Below are 16,028 nucleotides of genomic sequence, written 5' to 3'. Positions count from 1 at the left end.
CAGGCACACCGTGAACTAGGCGTGGCTGTGGCCGCCCCCGGCGTGCGCGAGGGCGCTGGGGGTGCGGCAGCCGACGATGGCCGGGGCCTCGTGGACGAGCGTGTCGTCGGTGAGCGCTTCCACCATGAACAGCGCGAAGTCGATCCGGCGGGTCAGGTCGCTGGCCAGTACCGGGTCGCCCACATGCCGGCTCCACACCGGCAGGCCCTGGCTCTCGCCCTCCTCCAGGCTGCTGCCACGCACCACGGTCCACCGGGTGTCGCTGGCGAACACCCGTCGGCACGCCTCCACCTGATCGTCGAGCTCGACGGCGCGGACCAGCTTGGCCAGCGCGGCGACGACCCGGAGGCCCAGGGTGAACAGCCGCGAGTACTTGTCCTTGCCGTCGCGCGTGATGTGCCAGCCGCAGGAGAAGACCAGGCGCGCGCCCGGCCGGGCGTGGTCGAGCACCGCCTGCGCCGTCCCCGACGCGTACTGCCGTACGCCCCAGGGCACCAGCACCGTCAGCACCCCGTCGCATCCGGCGACGGCCCGCCGGATCACCTCGGGGTCGTTCGTGTCCCCGGGAACGACCGTCATCCGGTCTTCGAACGCGGCGAGTTTCGGCACACTGCGCTCCCGGCACACACCGACCACCTCATAGCCGCGTTCCAGTGCGTGCCGGACCATGTACTGCCCGAGCTTCCCGGAAGCTCCGACGATGCAGACCTTCTTCATCCGACCCGTGCCCATGGCGCAGCCCCTTCACCGGCATGCTGACCTTATGTTGTAAGGCACGCTAGCCTTATACCGTAAGGCGGTCAAGGAGAGGGAAGGGAGGCCGCATGCACGAGAGCGGCAAGGGGGCTCGGCGCAGGGCGTCGGCGCGCACCCCGCTCAGTCGTGAGCGAGTGATCCGTACGGCGATGTCGGTGGCGGACGAGAAGGGGTCGGTCGCCGCACTCACCATGCGGGCCATCGCCGAACCGCTGGGCGTCGAGGCGATGTCGCTCTATCACCATGTGGCCGGCCGGGAGGACATCCTCGACGGCATGGTGGACGCGGTCTTCGGCGAGATCGACCTGCCGCCGCGCGACACGGACTGGAAAACCGCCATGCGCCACCGGGCGGACTCCGCCCGCGCCGCCCTCAAGCGCCATCCCTGGGCCGTCGGCCTGATGGACTCCCGCTCCCAGCCCGGCCCCGCGACCCTGCGCCACCACGACGCCGTCCTCGGCGCGTTGCGCGCGGGCGGCTTCTCCGTGCCGATGACCGCACACGCCGTCTCACTGATCGACAGTTACCTGTACGGCTTCGTGCTCCAGGAGCTGAGCCTGCCGTTCAAAGGCGAGGCGGGGCTGGACGAGGTCGCGGGCGCCATCCTGCACGACCTGCCGGCCGACACCCACCCCCATCTCACCGAACTGGCCACCGAACACGTCCTCATGCCCGGCTACGACTACGCCGACGAGTTCACCTTCGGCCTCACCCTCATCCTGGACGCCCTCCACCCGGACGAGACCGAGCGCGCGTAGCGGAGAGTTCCGCGTACTCAGTCGCCGCGCAGGACCAGGTCGAGCAGGCCCGGGAAACGGGCGTCGAACTCCTGGCGGCGCAGGCGGTTGACGCGTCTGGGTCCTTCGTCGCGCTGTTCGACGAGACCGGCGCCGCGGAGGACCGACAAGTGGTGGCTGAGTGCGGCTTTGCCGACGGGGACGTCGAAACTGCCGCAAGTACGCGCCCAGTCGGCGGAGCCGGCCAGCTCACGGATCAGCTGGATGCGCACCGGGTCGGCGAGGGCGGACAACGCGGTGAGGACGGACACCTCGTCCGGATGCGTGTGCACCGGCGCCGCGCGATGGCTCCCGCCCGCAGCCTGGTCCGTCATGAGTGTCACCGCCACTTGCCGAGTGTTCGATGAGCATCTTACAGTGCCAGTGTTCGCTTTTCATTGAACACTCGCAGCGGCCGGAAACCCTGGCCGCCGAGACCACTTGCCCGAAGGGTGCGTACCGCTGATGCGTGCAGTCGAAATCCAGGAGTACGGCGGTCCCGAGGTGCTGCGGGTCGTACAGGCCGAGGCCCCCGAACCGGGGCCGGGCCAGGTCACCATCGACGCTGCGTACGCGGGCGTGAACGTCGCGGACCTCAAGGCCCGCGCCGAGGGGTACCGGGTGCCGACGCTGCCCTTCCGTCCAGGGGTGGAGGTCTCCGGTCGGATCCGGGCGGTCGGCGACGGCGTCGAGGGGCTGGCGCCGGGGCAGGAGGTCGTCGCCTTCGTCGCCGGCGGTGGCTACGCCGAGGTGGTACGCGCCGAGGCCGCCACCGTCTTCCCGCTCCCCGAGGGCCTGGACCTGCGGACCGCGGCAGCGCTGCCCACCGTCGTACCGACGGCGCACGCCCTGCTGCACGAGGTGGGCCGGCTGCGCGCCGGAGAGAGCGTGCTGGTGCACGGCGCGGCCGGCGGCATCGGCACGGTGGCCGGGCAGCTGGCCCGGGCGGCGGGCGCCGGTGCCGTATACGGCGTGGTCTCCTCCCTGGACAAGGCCGAACACGCCCTCAAGTACGGCTACGACGAGGTGTTCACCGCCGGCACCTTCCCCGAAGACGTCCGCCGCGCCACCGGCGGCAGGGGCGTCGACCTCATCCTCGACCCGGTGGGCGGCGACACCCTCCGCCGCGGCCTCGACACCCTGGCCGTCTACGGACGCCTGGTGTCCTTCGGCAACGCGAGCGGGGCAGAGCCTTGGCAGGTCGGCCAGCCCGAGCTCTACGCACAGGGCCGTTCGATAGCGGGCTTCTCCATCCTGACTCTCGCGCAGTCGTCGCCCGAGGCCTTGCGCGCCCTCGTCGAGCGCGCCTTCCACACCGTCACCGACGGCACCGTGAGCGTTCCGGTCACCGCGGAGTTCCCCCTGCCGGAAGCCGCCGAGGCCCACCGGCTGATGGGCGGGCGCACCTCAACGGGCAAGCTGCTGCTGCGGATCAGCGCTTGAGTGTGAAGGTGAAGTCGTCGGAGAGCTTGCCGCTCAGCCGGACTGCCGAAACGAGCTTCCCCTCCGTGATCAGTTTCTCGACCTCGGCCCGCGAAAGACCGCACCCTTCAGCGATCAGCCGCACCGGCCGGACAGGAATCCGCGCCGCGAAGCGCACCGACACATCGATCACATCGCTCACCTCACGGTCCACATGATCCGATCCGCCGGTGTCGAGGCGCCAGGCGCCCGCCCAGTCGAGGGCGATGCGATTACGGCGCAGCACGACCGGATCCTGGAGCAACTCAGCTGCCAGGACAGGGTCGTTGTCATGCATCCGGGCCAGCAGCTCAGGTCGTACGGAGCGCACGTTCATCCGCTCCAGGACCGTGAGCTTGGCCGTGTCTCCGCAAGCGGTGCAGAGCACGAGGAGCCAGGCGTCCAGGAGCTTGTGGTGTGCGTTGACCCGGAATTTTCCGTTTGCGCGGAAGCGCTCGGACGCGCACGCGTGGCAACGGCGGAGAACGGTCGGCAGGCAGGTGGGCATGACCACCCAGCTCTTGAGCACAGAAGTACACCGGTTTCAGTGAGAAGTCCGCAGCAAAAAGGAGCGCGGCGCACATGCGCGACGCGCGACAGATCAGCTCTCGGGAGGTCTCACAGGGTGTACAACGGCACGTCCTTGCCCAGACGACTTGGTTCGGCAGCACCGTAAGGGCGCACAGCGGCGTTGCTCCACAGGTTTTCCGAGCGCTCGGGACCCGTCCCGAACTTCTCCCGGCACAGTGGCGGGGTCTTTTCCCGGTCGAAGGGTGAGTTGATGGCGGAGGAGAGTGTCGAGGTCGTCATCGCGGCGGACGGCACCGTGGAGGTGCACGTCCAAGGGGTCTCCGGCACGCGGTGTCTGCAGGACACCGACGAGTTGGTCCAGCTGCTCGGCGGGGCGGTGGAGCACCAGGTGCTCACGGAGGAGGCCTACCAGCAGGACGCGACCGAGGAGCAGGACCGCCTGTGGCAGGGGTGAGCGGCCTCGGTACGCCGTGGCGGCTGCATGCCGTGGTGCCCCGAAGTGCCGCCAACGGGCCGGGAGTTCGGTACGTCGTCTGGAGTCAGGGGTGCGCCCTGGGCTGCCCGGGCTGCTTCAACCCCGAGACGCACAGCGGGGCGGGCGCCGGCCTCGTGCGGACGGCCGGCGAGGTCGCCGAGGAGGCGCTCGCCGGCGCGCGGCACATCGAGGGCGTCACCCTCACCGGCGGTGAGCCGCTGGAGCAGCCCGCCGCGGTGGCCGCGTTCTGCGCCGAACTGCGGGCCCGCAGCGGCCTGTCGGTGATCGTGCTGACCGGGTTCACCCGCGCCGAGATCGAGGCGGACCCGGCCCGCTCGGCGGCCGTCGCCGACGCCGATCTGGTGATCGCCGGACGGTACAACGCGCGGCTGCGGCTGGCCCGGGGGCTGCGCGGCTCGTCGAACAAGGAGTACTGGATGCGGACCGGACGCTACACGGCGGACGACCTGGCCGCCGTACCGGAGTTGGAGATCACCGTCGGGGACGACGGGACGGTGACGTTCACCGGCATGGTCGCGCCGGTCGCCGCGGGAGGGGAGTTCTGAGTGGGCACCGTGGGCATCCATGACGAGATCCGGCTGTATCTGCGCGCCCGGGTGGCGCTGATCGTGCTCGTCACGGTCGAGGAGCAGCGGGCGCTGGACGTACTGGACCAGGTACGGCGGGACCGGGATCCGTCCTCCGACCTCGTCTCCTGGGACATCGCCGACGGTCTGGAGTCGGCGTCGGGCCGGCAGCTGCCCAAGGCGGCCACTCCGCCGGACGCACTGACCAAGATCAAGGAGCTGGCGCAGAAGGAGCCGCGCCGCCGCGACCTGTACGTCCTCAAGGACTTCCACGCCTTCTGGGAACGCGACCCCGCGGTACGCCGGCGCCTGCGCAACCTCGCCCACAAGCTCGTGTTCACCGGCTCCTCGCTGATCGTGACCACGCCGGTGCGCGACATCCCCGTGGAACTGGGCGACGACGCGGTGGTGGTGGAGATGCCGCTGCCCGAGGCCGACGCGCTGCGCCGCGAGCTCGACCAGCTCATCGACAGCACCAAGGGGGTGAAGTCCACGCTCACCCCGGCGGGCCGGAGCCGCCTGGCCCAGGCCGCGCTGGGCCTCACCGCCGCCCAGGCGCGACGGGCCTTCGCCAAGGCCATCGTGCGCGACGAGGTGCTGGACGACCGCGACATCGAGGCGGTGCTGGCCGAGAAGAAGGCCGTCATCCGGGAGAACGAGGCCCTGGAGTTCTACAGCGCCGAGGAGAGCCCCGACGACCTCGGCGGCCTGGATGTGCTCAAGGAGTGGCTGCGGCTGCGCGAGCGCGCCTTCGGCGATGCCGCCCGCGAGTTCCGCCTTCCGGCGCCCAAGGGCATCGCGCTCATCGGCATCCCCGGCACCGGCAAGAGCCTCACCGCGAAGATGATCGGCGGGCTGTGGCGGCTGCCGCTGCTCCGCCTCGACGTGGGCGCGCTGTTCGGTTCGCTGGTGGGTGAGTCGGAGGAGCGGGTCCGCAGGGCGCTGCGGCTGGCGGAGACCGTGTCGCCGTGCGTGCTGTGGATCGACGAGGTGGAGAAGGCGCTGTCGTCCGGGGGCCATGACGGCGGCACCTCGCAGCGGGTCTTCGGCACGGTCCTGACCTGGATGCAGGAGAAGACGGCACCGGTGTTCGTGGTCGCCACCGCCAACGACGTCAGCGCCCTGCCGCCGGAGACACTGCGGCGCGGCCGGTTCGACGAGGTGTTCTTCCTCGACCTGCCCACCGAGGAGGAACGCCGCGAGATCATCACGGTCCACCTGCGCAAACGCGGCCGTAAGCCGGAGCTGTTCGACGTGCACCAACTGGCTCTGGCGTGCGACGGGTTCGTCGGCGCCGAGCTGGAACAGGTCGTCGTGGACGCGATGTACGCGGCGTTCGCCGAGGAACGTGACATCACCACCGACGACATCGCGCGCGCCGCCGACCGCACCGTCCCGCTGAGCAGGTCCCAGCGCGAGGTCATCGAGGACCTGCGCGCCTGGCTGCGCGAGGGCCGCGCCCAGTCGGCCTCCTTCGCCGGGGCGGACCGGGCGGCGGAGCACCAGGTACCGGTACTGGAGGTGTAGGCGGCGTGGGACGGCTCACCGGTGAGGCCGCGCGGCAGCTCGTACGGCGGGCCGACGGCCGGCGCGCGAACGGATCCCGGGGGCTGCGGGCGCGGTGGGCGTGGCGGCGGCTGGTGCTCCGGTGCGCCTCGGGCGACCCGGCCGCGCAGGACGCCGTACGCGCCATAGCCGGGAAGCTGCCCGGCCCGGATGTCCTGGACCTGCTCGCGGCGGCCCCGGCGGAGCCCGCCGACCGGGCCGCGTATCTGACGCTGATCGGGCAGGGCGCCCAGCGGCAGGCCCTCGATCCCGACGGGTCGTTCCTGGCGCTGGCCTATCGCGCGGCGGCCCCCGAGGTCCGTGAGCGGCTGCGTACGGTCATGGCCGCCGAGGGCGACGCCGATGTGATCCGGGTGGTGGTCAGCGGGGATCAGCGCGACCGGATCGCCGAGATGTCGGACGGCGAACTGGACTATCTGGGGCGTCAGTTGGCCGAGCACCGGCGGTGGGACGAACTGCGTCGCCTCATCCACGACCTGCCCGTGCCCAAGGCGGTGGCCGCGGCTCAGCTGCTGCCCGTAGAGGAGTATCCGCGAAACGACGCCGAACTCTTGTCGATGCTCGCCGAGCGGTCCGCCCGGCAACTCCTGGCCACCGTCGAACGGTTGCCGGCCACCCGTCTCATCACGCACGACACCGGTGGAAGCTATCTGGGGGCTTCGCTCTCCCCGGATCTGTCCGAAGTGGCCCTGAGATACGGGATCTGGAAGCGGGGGCAGCACAACGAGATCCATGTGGAGACGCTGCGGATCGGCACGGGTGAGACGACCCATCGTTTCCGCGGAGACCCGCTGAGGGATGTGGACAGCGGAAACTCGATACTGCACCTCGGCGACGAGATCGTCATCAGGCTGGAGGATGACGACCACCGCCATCAGATCGTCCGGGTTGTCCCCGACCTCAGGGCCCTCGGCTCGCCCTCCGCGCTGTCCGACATGCGGAGGGCGAGCAGTGGAGCAGTGCTCGTGTGTCCCACGGGACTTGCCTTCGTGGACCCGGGCGCACACACCTTGAGACGTCTGGAGATTCCCCGGTTCAAGAACAGCGTCCAGTCATTCGTCGTCAGTGACGCCTCCTGCACTCTCACGACACTTCCCGAAGACCGGCTTGTCGCGGTTTACCGCACGCAGCGGATCACTGTGGTGAGCGAGGACGGAACCGTGCTCCATGAGACAAAGAAGAACGCCGGGTCCGGGAGCGGGTTCAGCCCCGCGCTGTCCTTTCTCTCACCGGATTCGCTCGCGCTGCACATAAACGCGACCTTCCCGCCCCGAGCGCTCACCGAAATATGGAAGTTCCCGTCGAAAGGCGTCCCGCGCCGTACCGCCAAGCACACGGGAGCGATTCCGGACCGCTGGCCCTATGAGGAATGGCGGGGGAAGCGACTCGACGATTCTTTCGTCACACGCATCTACAACAACGCCGACGCACATCGGGTCGACCCCCTCGCGCCGTGGATCCAGCGCAGCTCCGAGGTCTCGTCGCCCATCGTGAGGCTCCTGGGCAGGTCACCCGGGGGAGACATGTACTTCACCGAGGCTCTGGCCTCGGGCCCTCAGCGCCTGGAGGTGCACAGCCCTCACCTGCCCGACGCGCGAGCCCTGTTGGAACGGCCGCTGCTGCACAGCACTCCGGCGGACCTGCGGCGCGTACTGGAACTCCGCCCGAAGATCGGCGACCTCGCGGTACGGGAAGCGCTCGATCTGCTCGCGGCCGCGTTGAGCGAGCGCTTCGGTGGCGACATCGCACTGGGAAGCACCACCGCCGTCCCCAGGGGCGGCCCCACCGACATCGCCCTCGGCGAGCACGGAAGGGCCGGGTGAGACCTGTGCGCCTGTCGACCGCTTCTTTCCTGCTGCTCTTCTCCCCGGCAGACGTCCCCCATGGCCGTCATGCGCTGCAGACCGTCCTCGACTCGGCGGACACCGGCGATCCCGCGGCCCTGCGGATCCTCGCGCGGGCCGTCGCGCGCCTGGGACACGAGGCGGTGTGGCAGGTCTGGCTGGAGCCCAGGGAGTCCGGCAGGCCGGCCCGGCGTTGGGACTCACCCGCGCTGGCCGAACTGGCGGCCGACGCGACGACGGTCCCCGACAGGGTCGTCGACCTCGCCTGGAGCCACTGGCTGGAGGAGCACGACAGCGAGCTGTGGTCCCTGCTGAAGCGGTGGAACCGCGCCACCACGGTCGACACCGCTTTCCCCGCGCACGGGCTCAGCCGACTGGCACTCGGCGACACGTACGCGTCCCTGCACCCGGGTGTGCTCGCCGCCACCGCGGCCCGCTTCGATCACCCTCTCGGCGAGCAGGCCCGTGACCGACTGCTGGCACTGGGCGTCGGCGACGCCGTCGACTTGTACTGCGCTGCGGCCGTCGACTCGCCGGACATGCGGGAGTTCTGCGTCACGTACGGACTCGCTCCGTCCGATGATGTCAAGCGGGCTGTGTTCTTCGTACGTACCGCGCAGCAGGACCAGTACGAGGCACTGGACTCGGACGGAGCACTGCTCGCCCTCGGCTACCGCAGCGTGCCGAAGAAGGACCGGGCGGCGCTGCGGGCAGCCATGGCCGACCTCAACGGCATCGACACAGTGCGGGTCCTGGCCGGACAGGGGTCCGAGGAGCACCACTTCGTCTCGCTCGCCAAGAGGGAACGGACCTACCTGGTCGGACAGTTGACAGGCCGGGGCGACTGGGCACGGCTGTGGCGGCTCGTCCCGCTGATGCCGTTGGCGGAGGCCGTCGGCACGGTACGCCGGTTCGGGGCGTGGCGGCCGGCCGCCGCGGACGCCCGCGAGTTGTTCGAGGCGCTGCGCGCGGCGGACCCGCTGGTGGTCGACGACGGCCTGAGTGCGGTCGCCGTCATGCCGTCGCGCATCGAGCCGGTGCCCCTCACTCTCCCCGACGGCTTCGGCGCGTTCGCCGTACATGACCTGGACTTCTCGTCGGACGGGCAGCAACTCGCCTACACCGGGAGCCGGCAGAGCGACCGCGGCTTCGCGGGCGTGATGGACCTGCGTCGTCGGCACTCGCTGTTCCACCGCTCCTTCGAGTTTCACCTGTCCCACGTGGCACATCTGGGGCCCCTGGGACGGGAAACGATCGTCGTGGCCAGCTCCCACACGCATTCCGTCAGCCATGCGTTCGCGAAGAAGATCTTCCTGGTGGACCACCTCGGTGCGCAGCCGCTCCCCTTCGAGATCGGCCATGTCTCGGCACTGGAGCGCATCAAGGGCGACCGTGCGTTCCTTCTGGTGGCACAGCAGGGGATGGCATCCTCAGATCCCCGGCTCGAGGTCTTCCTCGGTGCGGCCGACGACTCGCCCGCCCAACTGCTCACGCTGCGCGGGAGGAACCTCTTCCCTCCGCGCACCACCGTGTCCCCGAACGGACGGCTGGCGGTGCTGACCGGCAAGCGGGACGTCCTGGCGACAGACCTCGGCGACGGGACCGTCCACCAGATTCACCGCGATGCCGTGGGCGAAGGGCTCGACCAGTCGCACATCGCGCTGTCGTCCTCCGCTCTGGTCCGCATCGCGCGCTCCGGCGCTCTGCAGGTGTGGCACGCCCCTTTCACGTCCACGCGGAAACCGCTCACCACGCCTCTCTGGCCGGAGGGGGACCTTCCGACCGCCATCGCCTGGTCGTCGGCGCTGCACAGGTTCGTGACGGTCAGGGACACGCACCTGGAGATCCTCGCCGTACCGCCGACCCGCGGCGTCCCGCTGTCCGGCGAGAGCATCCACCAGCGCATCGAGCTCGCTCACGCCCGGCGCGAGCGGCCCCTCGTACGGCTGTCGCCCCAAGGCGACGTCCTCGCCGTCGCGGGCAACAGCCCGGTCGTCAATCTCTACAGCCTCTCCCCGCAGAAATCGGCCCTCACCCGGCCCATGGGGTCCATGAACGCCGAGGACCTGGCGGAGGCGAGCAGGTTGCTGCGGAAGCACGATCTCGGCCTCACGGCCCGGCGCGCACTGGTGCTGCTGTCGGCCTGCCTGAAACACCGGTTCCGGCACGACATCGGGATCGGTGACGCGCTGCGAACGGCGCTCGTGGCCGACCACGAGATCGCCCTCGGCCGGGACGGCAAGGAGTGAGGCCCATGCGGATACGGATCGCGGTGGTGGTGCTGCGGCTGCCTCTCGGGCGGCACTCCCGGTGGCGCCACAGGGCGCTGGAGACCGTGCTGCGCGCTGCCGACTCCGGTGCGCCCGTGGCTCTGCGGGCTGCCGCCCGCGCCCTCAAGTCCCTCGGCCCCAAGACCGTGTGGCAGACCTGGCTGGAGCCGACGGTGTCCGGGGTACCCCCGCAGCGTTGGACGTCCCCGCTCGTGGCGGAACTTGCGAGCGGGTCGACGACCGTGCCCGACGTACTCGTGGACGCCGCCTGGACCGACTGGCTCTACGAACACCACGCCGAGTTGTGGTCCTTGCTGAGGGGGTGGAATCGCGCAGCGACGATGTCCTACCCGCAGCTGCGTTTCCTCAGCCGTCTGGCGCTCGGCGACGACTGTGAGACCAGCGGCGGTGAGGCCGTCGACGCCCTGTCACTCGCCCGTGCCTCCGCCCGCTTCGACCACCCCATCGGTGAACGGGCCCGCGAGACACTGCTGACCTGTGATGATTCGCGGGCGGTCGATCTGTTCTGCGCGACAGCCGTGGACGCGGACGCGCCGCACGCGGTGGAGTTCTGCAGGACCCACCACCTCGCCCCCGCCGATCCCGCGGAACGCGCCGTGTTCTTCCTGCGCACCGGGCAGCACGAGCAGTACCGGGCCATGGACCCCGACGGAGCGCTTCTGGCCGCCCATTACCGGGACGCGCCTTCCGAGGAGCGCTCGGCACTGCGCGAGGCCATGACCCGGCTCGGCGGCATCGACATACTTCGCGTGCTGGCCGGACAGCGCGGTCGGGACAGGGACGTCGCTTCCCTCAACCACAAGGAACGCGCTTACCTGATAGGGCAGTTCACCCGGCAGCGCGACTGGGACCAGCTGTGGCCGTTCACTGTGCTGCTCCCGCTCGCCGACGCCGCCCGAGTGGTCCACGCGTTCGGCGACTGGCGGCCGTCCGGCGCGGACGACCGCCGTGTGTTCGAGGCGCTGCTCGCCGCGGGGCCGGTGACCAAGCAGGTGAAGGCCCTCTCCACCGGGTCGCCGGCCTGGGAGACCCCGCACACCCGGATCGCGCTCCGCGACCTGGACGAGCGGGCCACCGACGCCGTCGACCTCGACTTCGCACCGGACGGCCGCGGGCTCGCTTTCGCCAGTCCCGGCAAGTGCGCCGGGATCGTCGATCTCGACAGCAACACGCTGTCCCGGCTGTATCACTTCACGGGTTCTCTCACGCGGATCGCGCAGTTGGGGCCCGACACCGTCGTCGTCGCGGAGTCCGGACGCGACCGGGGCGGACGCCGGCCCGGCAGCACCCGGCTTCATTTCTGCGACAGCCAGGGTCGGCAGACGCTCTCCTTCGGGGCCACCCGCGTCGCCCACGTCCGTCAGCTGCGGCGTACCGCCGGTGACCGGTGCTTCATCGTGCTGTCCGCACAGGGCCGTGCCGAGGACGGGGAGTGGACGCTGTTCACCGGGGCAGCCGACGGCCCACTCGTCGACACGGGCGTGTTCAGCGGTCGCAACCACCCGGGGCTGACGGCCACCCTGGACCCCGAGGGCCGGATCGTCGCCGTGCTCGACGAGCGGACGGCCCGGGTCGCCGATCTCGCCGACCCCACGGCGGCGGCAACCCTCCGCAACAGCACAGCCGCGGCCGGGGACGGCATGCCGCACGCCGCCATGTCGCCGTCCCTTCTTGTCCGAGGGAATCGCCATGGCCGCGTGCAGGTGTGGCGCGAACCGCTCACCTCCAGGAAGGCACCGGTGTCGAAGCGCCTGTGGCAGCACCAGCACCAGGAGGACAGAAGGCTGATCGGCCTGTCCTGGTCGCCCGCGCTGGAGCGGCTTCTGGCGCTCAGCCAGCGGGGGCCGGCCATCGCGCTGCACCTGCCGCGCCTCAAGGTCCTCGGCATTCCGGCATCCGACGACGGGCCGGTCCCCGGCACACGTGTGCCCAAGCCGATCCCGCTCGGCCGTGCCGTGCCCGGGGCCCGCCCGTTCATGCGGCTGTCGCCCCAGGGCGATGTCCTCGCCATGGGCGGCGTCCTGCCCGGTCACATCGATCTCTACGCGCTGTCCCTCCTCACCGTCCGCCCCTTCATCGGCAAGCCGATGGGACTGATGCGGCACAAGGATCTGACGGCGGTGGTCACGGCGCTGGAGAACCCGGTGCTGAACAAGGAGTCCCGGACGACGCTCACACTGCTGCGGACCTGCCTGGAACACCGGTTCCGCCACGACGTGTTGCTCGGGGACACGCAGGGCACGGCGGTCGTGGTCGCCGGCGACCACGAGATCGCGCTGGGCGGGTGAGCCGGATGGCGAAGACGCTCGGCGCATCCCAGGCCGCCCGGCTGACCGAACTCGCCGCGCGCCGACGGGGCGACGGCTGCAGCGCCCCAGGCGGCCTCGAGGTGCACAGCCCCCATCTGCCCTCCGCGCGCGCACTGCTGGAACAGCCCCTGCTGCACACCGGACCGCACGATGTGCGGCGCATACGGGAACTGCGCCCGAAGTTCGGCGACCCCGTGGTGCGGGAGGCGCTCGATCTACTGGCGCGCGCGCTCGAGGATCGCTTCGGCGGGGACATCGCTCTCGGCAGGACGGAGTGAGGCCGATGTGGGTACGAATCGCCATGCTGGTGCTGCGACTGCGGGCCACCCCGGACTCCCGGCTGGGCCGCTGGGCTCTCGGTGCCGTGTTGCGTGCCGCGGATTCCGGCGCGCCCCGGGCGGCCCTGCGCGCGGTCGCCCGCTCCCTGGAGAACCACGGCCAGGAGGCGGTGTTCCGGTCGTGGCTGAAGCCGTCGGTGTCCGGGCCGTCCCCGCAGCGGTGGGCCTCTCCTCTCGTGGCGGGGCTCGCGAAGGGTTCAACACCCGTACCGGCCATGCTTGTTGACGCCGCGTGGCAGGACTGGCTCGACGGGGACGATGCCGAGCTGTGGTCACTGCTGAAGGACTGGGGCCCCGCCCCGACAACCTCCGAGCCCTCAGTGCGCTCCCTCAGCCGCCTGGCGCTCGGCGACGACATACCCCTGGATGAGCACACGCTCGTCGATACCGCGCTCGACTTCGACCACCCGATCGGCGAACATGCCCGGGACCGGCTGCTCACGCAGGGCGCCCCCGAGACCATCGACCTGTTCTGCGGGGAGGCGCTGGACTCCCCCACGGCGGGGGCCTTCTGCGCCGAGCACCACCTCGCGCCCGCCGATCCGGTCCAGCGCGCCATCTTCTTCGTACGCACCAGGCAGCTGGAGCAGTATCAGGCGCTGGATCCCGACGGCTCTCTCTTGACGCTCGGCTACCGGGGCGCCTCCGACGAGGAGCGCTCGGTTCTGCGGGTCGAGATGAGCGGACTGGGCATCCTGGACGTGCTGCGCGTGCTGGCGGGACAGAGTTCCCAGCAGGCGGACTTCGCCTACCTCTCCGAGCACGAACGTGCGTATGTGGCAGAGCAGTTGGCGGAGCGGCGTGACTGGGACCGCTTGTGGGCCCTCACGTTGCTGATGTCGCTGCCCGAAGCGGTGCAGACGGCCGACGAGTTCGGTGACTGGCGGCCGAAGGGCGAGGACGACCGCCGCGTCTTCGAAGCGCTGCGTGCCGCGGACTCGATTGCCGTGGGCCGATTCGTGGAAGCCCTGGCCGGCGTAGGGCCGTTCAGCTCCCTCCCTCGCACCCGGATCTGGCCGACCGACACCGGCGAGCAGCCGATCGCGGTGCACGCTCTCGACTTCGGCCCGGACGGCATGCAACTCGCCTTCGCGGGGCGAGGGCCCAGGCATTGCGCTGGGATCGTGGATCTCGGCAGCCTGACGTTGGTGTGGCTGGATGACGACTTCCCGCATCCGGCACAGCAGATCGCGCATCTCGGCTCTGACGCCATGATCGTCGTGGCTGGCAAGCAGATCCACTACGCCGACGAGAGCGGCACGGTGGCGCTCTACGACCAGCCCGGCGATGTGCGCGACGTGGAGCGCATCGCCGGAGACCGTGCCTTCATCGTGACCGCAAGAAATCCCGAAGTGCCGGCCGCGTGGACGGTGTTCACGGGCCGCTCCGGCGGGCACCTCACCGACAGCGGCATGCTGCGCGGGCAGGGGCATATCATTCCGAGGACCCTCGTAGTGGGTGCGGAGGGGCGGCTGATCGCCGTGGTCGACGACCCCAGCAACATCGTGGTCGCCGACCTCGCCGACTCGGCTGTGAACAAGCTCGGTAGCCCCGGAATCTTCAGCCACAACGCGAACTCGGCCGCCCTCTCGCCTTCCGCTCTTGTCTGCGGCACCAACTCCGGCGGGCTGCATGTGTGGCACGAACCTCTCACGACCTCACAGACGCCGGTCACGACCCACTCCTGGACGTACGGGACATCCCCGATCCACGTCGCCTGGTCCCCCGCACTGGACCGGTTCCTCGCCATTACAGGAACGCATCTCCAAGTCCTCGACGTGCCGCCGACGCGTGACACACCCCCGCCCGAAGACCCCGTGTCCGAGGAGGTCCCCCTACTCGCCGACCAGCCCCGTGCCAGGGCGAGTTGCGCACGGCTGTCACCGCGGGGAGACCTGCTGGCGGTCGGGGCCTGGAAGAGGGCGCCGTCGACATCTACGTCCTGACCGCCCTCGCCCTTCGTCCAGTGATCGCCAAGCCCATGGGCGTGATGGGCCCCGGGGAGCTGACGGAAGTGGTCGCGGTGATGGAGCATCCGGTCCTGGACGAATCGTCGCGGCAGGCCCTGGGGTTGCTGCGGATGTGCCTGGAACACCGCTTCCAGCACGATGTCGGGCTCGGCGGGGCAGCCGGGTCGGTGGCGCCGGGCGACCACGAGATCGAACTGGGCGAGCATCCGGAACGTGAGGGAGACGCATGACCACCCGTATCGGCATCGACTTCGGCACCGCCAACACCGTCGTCGCGGGCTGGGACCCCGAGGCGGGCCGCGGCGTCCCCATCCCGCTGCCCGGCGTCGACATGCTGCGCGAGGCCGGCCCCGGACCCACCCAGCGGGTGGTGCCCTCCCTGATCGCCTACGCCCACGACGGAAGCACCCGCCGCCTCGGCATCCAGGTCACCCAGGAGATGGACGACGACCCCGGCTTCACCGTCTTCGCGTCCACCAAGAGCAACGTCTCCGGACACGCCTACGACGCGGCCCGCCCGGTCGGCGACCGCAAGGTCACCGGCCGGGAGGCGGCCACCCAGTTCCTCAGCGACATCATGGCGCTGGCCCTGCTCACCATCGAGGACGACGACCTGGAGATCGTCGCCACCGCGCCCGTGGAGTCGTTCGACGGCTACCGCGACTGGCTGGTGCGCGAGGTCCGCGACGGGCTTCCCACCGCCCGCCTCCGCATCGTCGACGAGGCCACCGCGGCCGCCGTCGGCTACAGCGCCCGGCTCAACCCCGGCGACGCGTTCGCCGTGATCGACTTCGGCGCCGGCACCCTCGATGTCTCCGTCGTCCGCGTGCAGGAGCCCGACGAGGCGGGCTCCGGCGCGGGGGTGCGCACGATCGCGAAGCGGGGCCTGGACCTGGGCGGCAACACCATCGACGCGTTCCTCGCCGAACACGCCCTTGGCCATCTCGCCCTTCCGCACGGTGACCAGATCGGCCGCAACCAGGTCTTCCGCCGCCTCCTGGCCTCCGCCGAGCGGGCCAAACGGGAACTGGCCACCACCGAGCAGGCCGTCATCCGCGCAGCCGACGCCCGCACCGACCGGGTGCACCAGGTCACGGTCACCCGCGGCGAGTTCGACGCCCTGC

Annotated in this window: 15 protein-coding genes; 12 read left to right on the top strand and 3 right to left on the bottom strand. The window is 70.6% G+C overall.

From position 1 onward, the window contains the following. Nucleotides 1-15: 15 nt before the first annotated feature. The gene (locus ACTWQO_RS38580; RefSeq protein ID WP_443242040.1) at nucleotides 16-732 is read right to left on the bottom strand and encodes an NAD(P)-dependent oxidoreductase; all 717 of its coding nucleotides are present in this window, start codon (nucleotides 730-732) and stop codon (nucleotides 16-18) included. A 92-nt stretch (nucleotides 733-824) separates the two neighbouring features. On the opposite strand from ACTWQO_RS38580, the gene ACTWQO_RS38575 reads away from it, so the two are divergent. After that, entirely contained in the window at nucleotides 825-1,514 is a 690-nt protein-coding gene (locus tag ACTWQO_RS38575) for a TetR/AcrR family transcriptional regulator (RefSeq protein ID WP_443242039.1), read from the top strand. Between the two features lie 17 nt (nucleotides 1,515-1,531). Here the strand turns inward: ACTWQO_RS38575 and ACTWQO_RS38570 are convergent, their stop codons facing one another. After that, nucleotides 1,532-1,867: an ArsR/SmtB family transcription factor gene (locus ACTWQO_RS38570; protein ID WP_443242038.1), complete on the bottom strand. Its 336-nt coding sequence runs from the start codon at nucleotides 1,865-1,867 to the stop codon at nucleotides 1,532-1,534. Between the two features lie 130 nt (nucleotides 1,868-1,997). On the opposite strand from ACTWQO_RS38570, the gene ACTWQO_RS38565 reads away from it, so the two are divergent. Continuing rightward, nucleotides 1,998-2,975: a quinone oxidoreductase family protein gene (locus ACTWQO_RS38565; protein WP_443242037.1), complete on the top strand. Its 978-nt coding sequence runs from the start codon at nucleotides 1,998-2,000 to the stop codon at nucleotides 2,973-2,975. On the opposite strand, the gene ACTWQO_RS38560 is transcribed toward ACTWQO_RS38565, so the two are convergent. After that, nucleotides 2,965-3,522, bottom strand: a complete 558-nt coding sequence (locus tag ACTWQO_RS38560; protein WP_443242036.1) for a DUF1062 domain-containing protein — start codon at nucleotides 3,520-3,522, stop codon at nucleotides 2,965-2,967. The genes ACTWQO_RS38565 and ACTWQO_RS38560 overlap by 11 nt on opposite strands. Nucleotides 3,523-3,774: 252 nt before the next feature. Here ACTWQO_RS38560 and ACTWQO_RS38555 point away from each other — a divergent pair, with 252 nt between their 5' ends. The 10 genes from ACTWQO_RS38555 to ACTWQO_RS38510 form a co-directional block, all read left to right on the top strand. Beyond that, the gene (locus tag ACTWQO_RS38555) at nucleotides 3,775-3,978 is read left to right on the top strand and encodes a DUF2997 domain-containing protein (RefSeq protein WP_210571270.1); all 204 of its coding nucleotides are present in this window, start codon (nucleotides 3,775-3,777) and stop codon (nucleotides 3,976-3,978) included. Beyond that, nucleotides 3,966-4,565: a 4Fe-4S cluster-binding domain-containing protein gene (locus tag ACTWQO_RS38550; protein ID WP_443242035.1), complete on the top strand. Its 600-nt coding sequence runs from the start codon at nucleotides 3,966-3,968 to the stop codon at nucleotides 4,563-4,565. The genes ACTWQO_RS38555 and ACTWQO_RS38550 overlap by 13 nt, the downstream gene beginning before the upstream one ends. Beyond that, a complete protein-coding gene (locus tag ACTWQO_RS38545) occupies nucleotides 4,566-6,113 on the top strand; it encodes an AAA family ATPase (protein WP_443242034.1) in 1,548 nt (515 codons plus the stop codon). Nucleotides 6,114-6,118: 5 nt separating this feature from the next. Continuing rightward, nucleotides 6,119-7,975, top strand: coding sequence for a hypothetical protein (locus ACTWQO_RS38540; RefSeq protein WP_443242033.1), 1,857 nt, complete (start codon nucleotides 6,119-6,121; stop codon nucleotides 7,973-7,975). Beyond that, nucleotides 7,972-10,245, top strand: a complete 2,274-nt coding sequence (locus ACTWQO_RS38535; RefSeq protein ID WP_443242032.1) for a hypothetical protein — start codon at nucleotides 7,972-7,974, stop codon at nucleotides 10,243-10,245. Before ACTWQO_RS38540 ends, ACTWQO_RS38535 begins: the two co-directional genes overlap by 4 nt. Nucleotides 10,246-10,250: 5 nt before the next feature. Beyond that, nucleotides 10,251-12,575, top strand: coding sequence for a hypothetical protein (locus tag ACTWQO_RS38530; RefSeq protein WP_443242031.1), 2,325 nt, complete (start codon nucleotides 10,251-10,253; stop codon nucleotides 12,573-12,575). Nucleotides 12,576-12,580: 5 nt separating this feature from the next. Then, nucleotides 12,581-12,874, top strand: a complete 294-nt coding sequence (locus tag ACTWQO_RS38525) for a hypothetical protein (RefSeq protein ID WP_443242030.1) — start codon at nucleotides 12,581-12,583, stop codon at nucleotides 12,872-12,874. 5 nt (nucleotides 12,875-12,879) lie between these two features. Beyond that, complete coding sequence (locus tag ACTWQO_RS38520) at nucleotides 12,880-14,880, top strand: hypothetical protein (RefSeq protein ID WP_443242029.1); 2,001 nt, start codon at nucleotides 12,880-12,882, stop codon at nucleotides 14,878-14,880. Nucleotides 14,881-14,900: 20 nt separating this feature from the next. After that, the gene (locus ACTWQO_RS38515) at nucleotides 14,901-15,134 is read left to right on the top strand and encodes a hypothetical protein (protein ID WP_443242028.1); all 234 of its coding nucleotides are present in this window, start codon (nucleotides 14,901-14,903) and stop codon (nucleotides 15,132-15,134) included. Next, a partial coding sequence (locus ACTWQO_RS38510; protein ID WP_443242027.1) for an Hsp70 family protein occupies nucleotides 15,131-16,028 on the top strand: 898 nt, incomplete at its 3' end. The genes ACTWQO_RS38515 and ACTWQO_RS38510, both read left to right, overlap by 4 nt.

The sequence above is a fragment of the Streptomyces sp. 4N124 genome (genome assembly GCF_052245395.1).
In the GTDB taxonomy this organism is placed as follows: Bacteria; Actinomycetota; Actinomycetes; order Streptomycetales; family Streptomycetaceae; genus Streptomyces.
The sequence above is the reverse complement of the archived record's forward strand: the minus strand, read 5'-3'. Positions and strand labels throughout refer to the sequence as shown.

Coding starts and splice junctions, on each gene's coding strand:
- ACTWQO_RS38570 (WP_443242038.1), bottom strand. CDS start 1,867: ATGACGGACCAGGCTGCGGGCGGGAGCCATCGCGCGGCGCCGGTGCAC.
- ACTWQO_RS38555 (WP_210571270.1), top strand. CDS start 3,775: ATGGCGGAGGAGAGTGTCGAGGTCGTCATCGCGGCGGACGGCACCGTG.
- ACTWQO_RS38580 (WP_443242040.1), bottom strand. CDS start 732: ATGGGCACGGGTCGGATGAAGAAGGTCTGCATCGTCGGAGCTTCCGGG.
- ACTWQO_RS38525 (WP_443242030.1), top strand. CDS start 12,581: ATGGCGAAGACGCTCGGCGCATCCCAGGCCGCCCGGCTGACCGAACTC.
- ACTWQO_RS38530 (WP_443242031.1), top strand. CDS start 10,251: ATGCGGATACGGATCGCGGTGGTGGTGCTGCGGCTGCCTCTCGGGCGG.
- ACTWQO_RS38575 (WP_443242039.1), top strand. CDS start 825: ATGCACGAGAGCGGCAAGGGGGCTCGGCGCAGGGCGTCGGCGCGCACC.
- ACTWQO_RS38565 (WP_443242037.1), top strand. CDS start 1,998: ATGCGTGCAGTCGAAATCCAGGAGTACGGCGGTCCCGAGGTGCTGCGG.
- ACTWQO_RS38520 (WP_443242029.1), top strand. CDS start 12,880: ATGTGGGTACGAATCGCCATGCTGGTGCTGCGACTGCGGGCCACCCCG.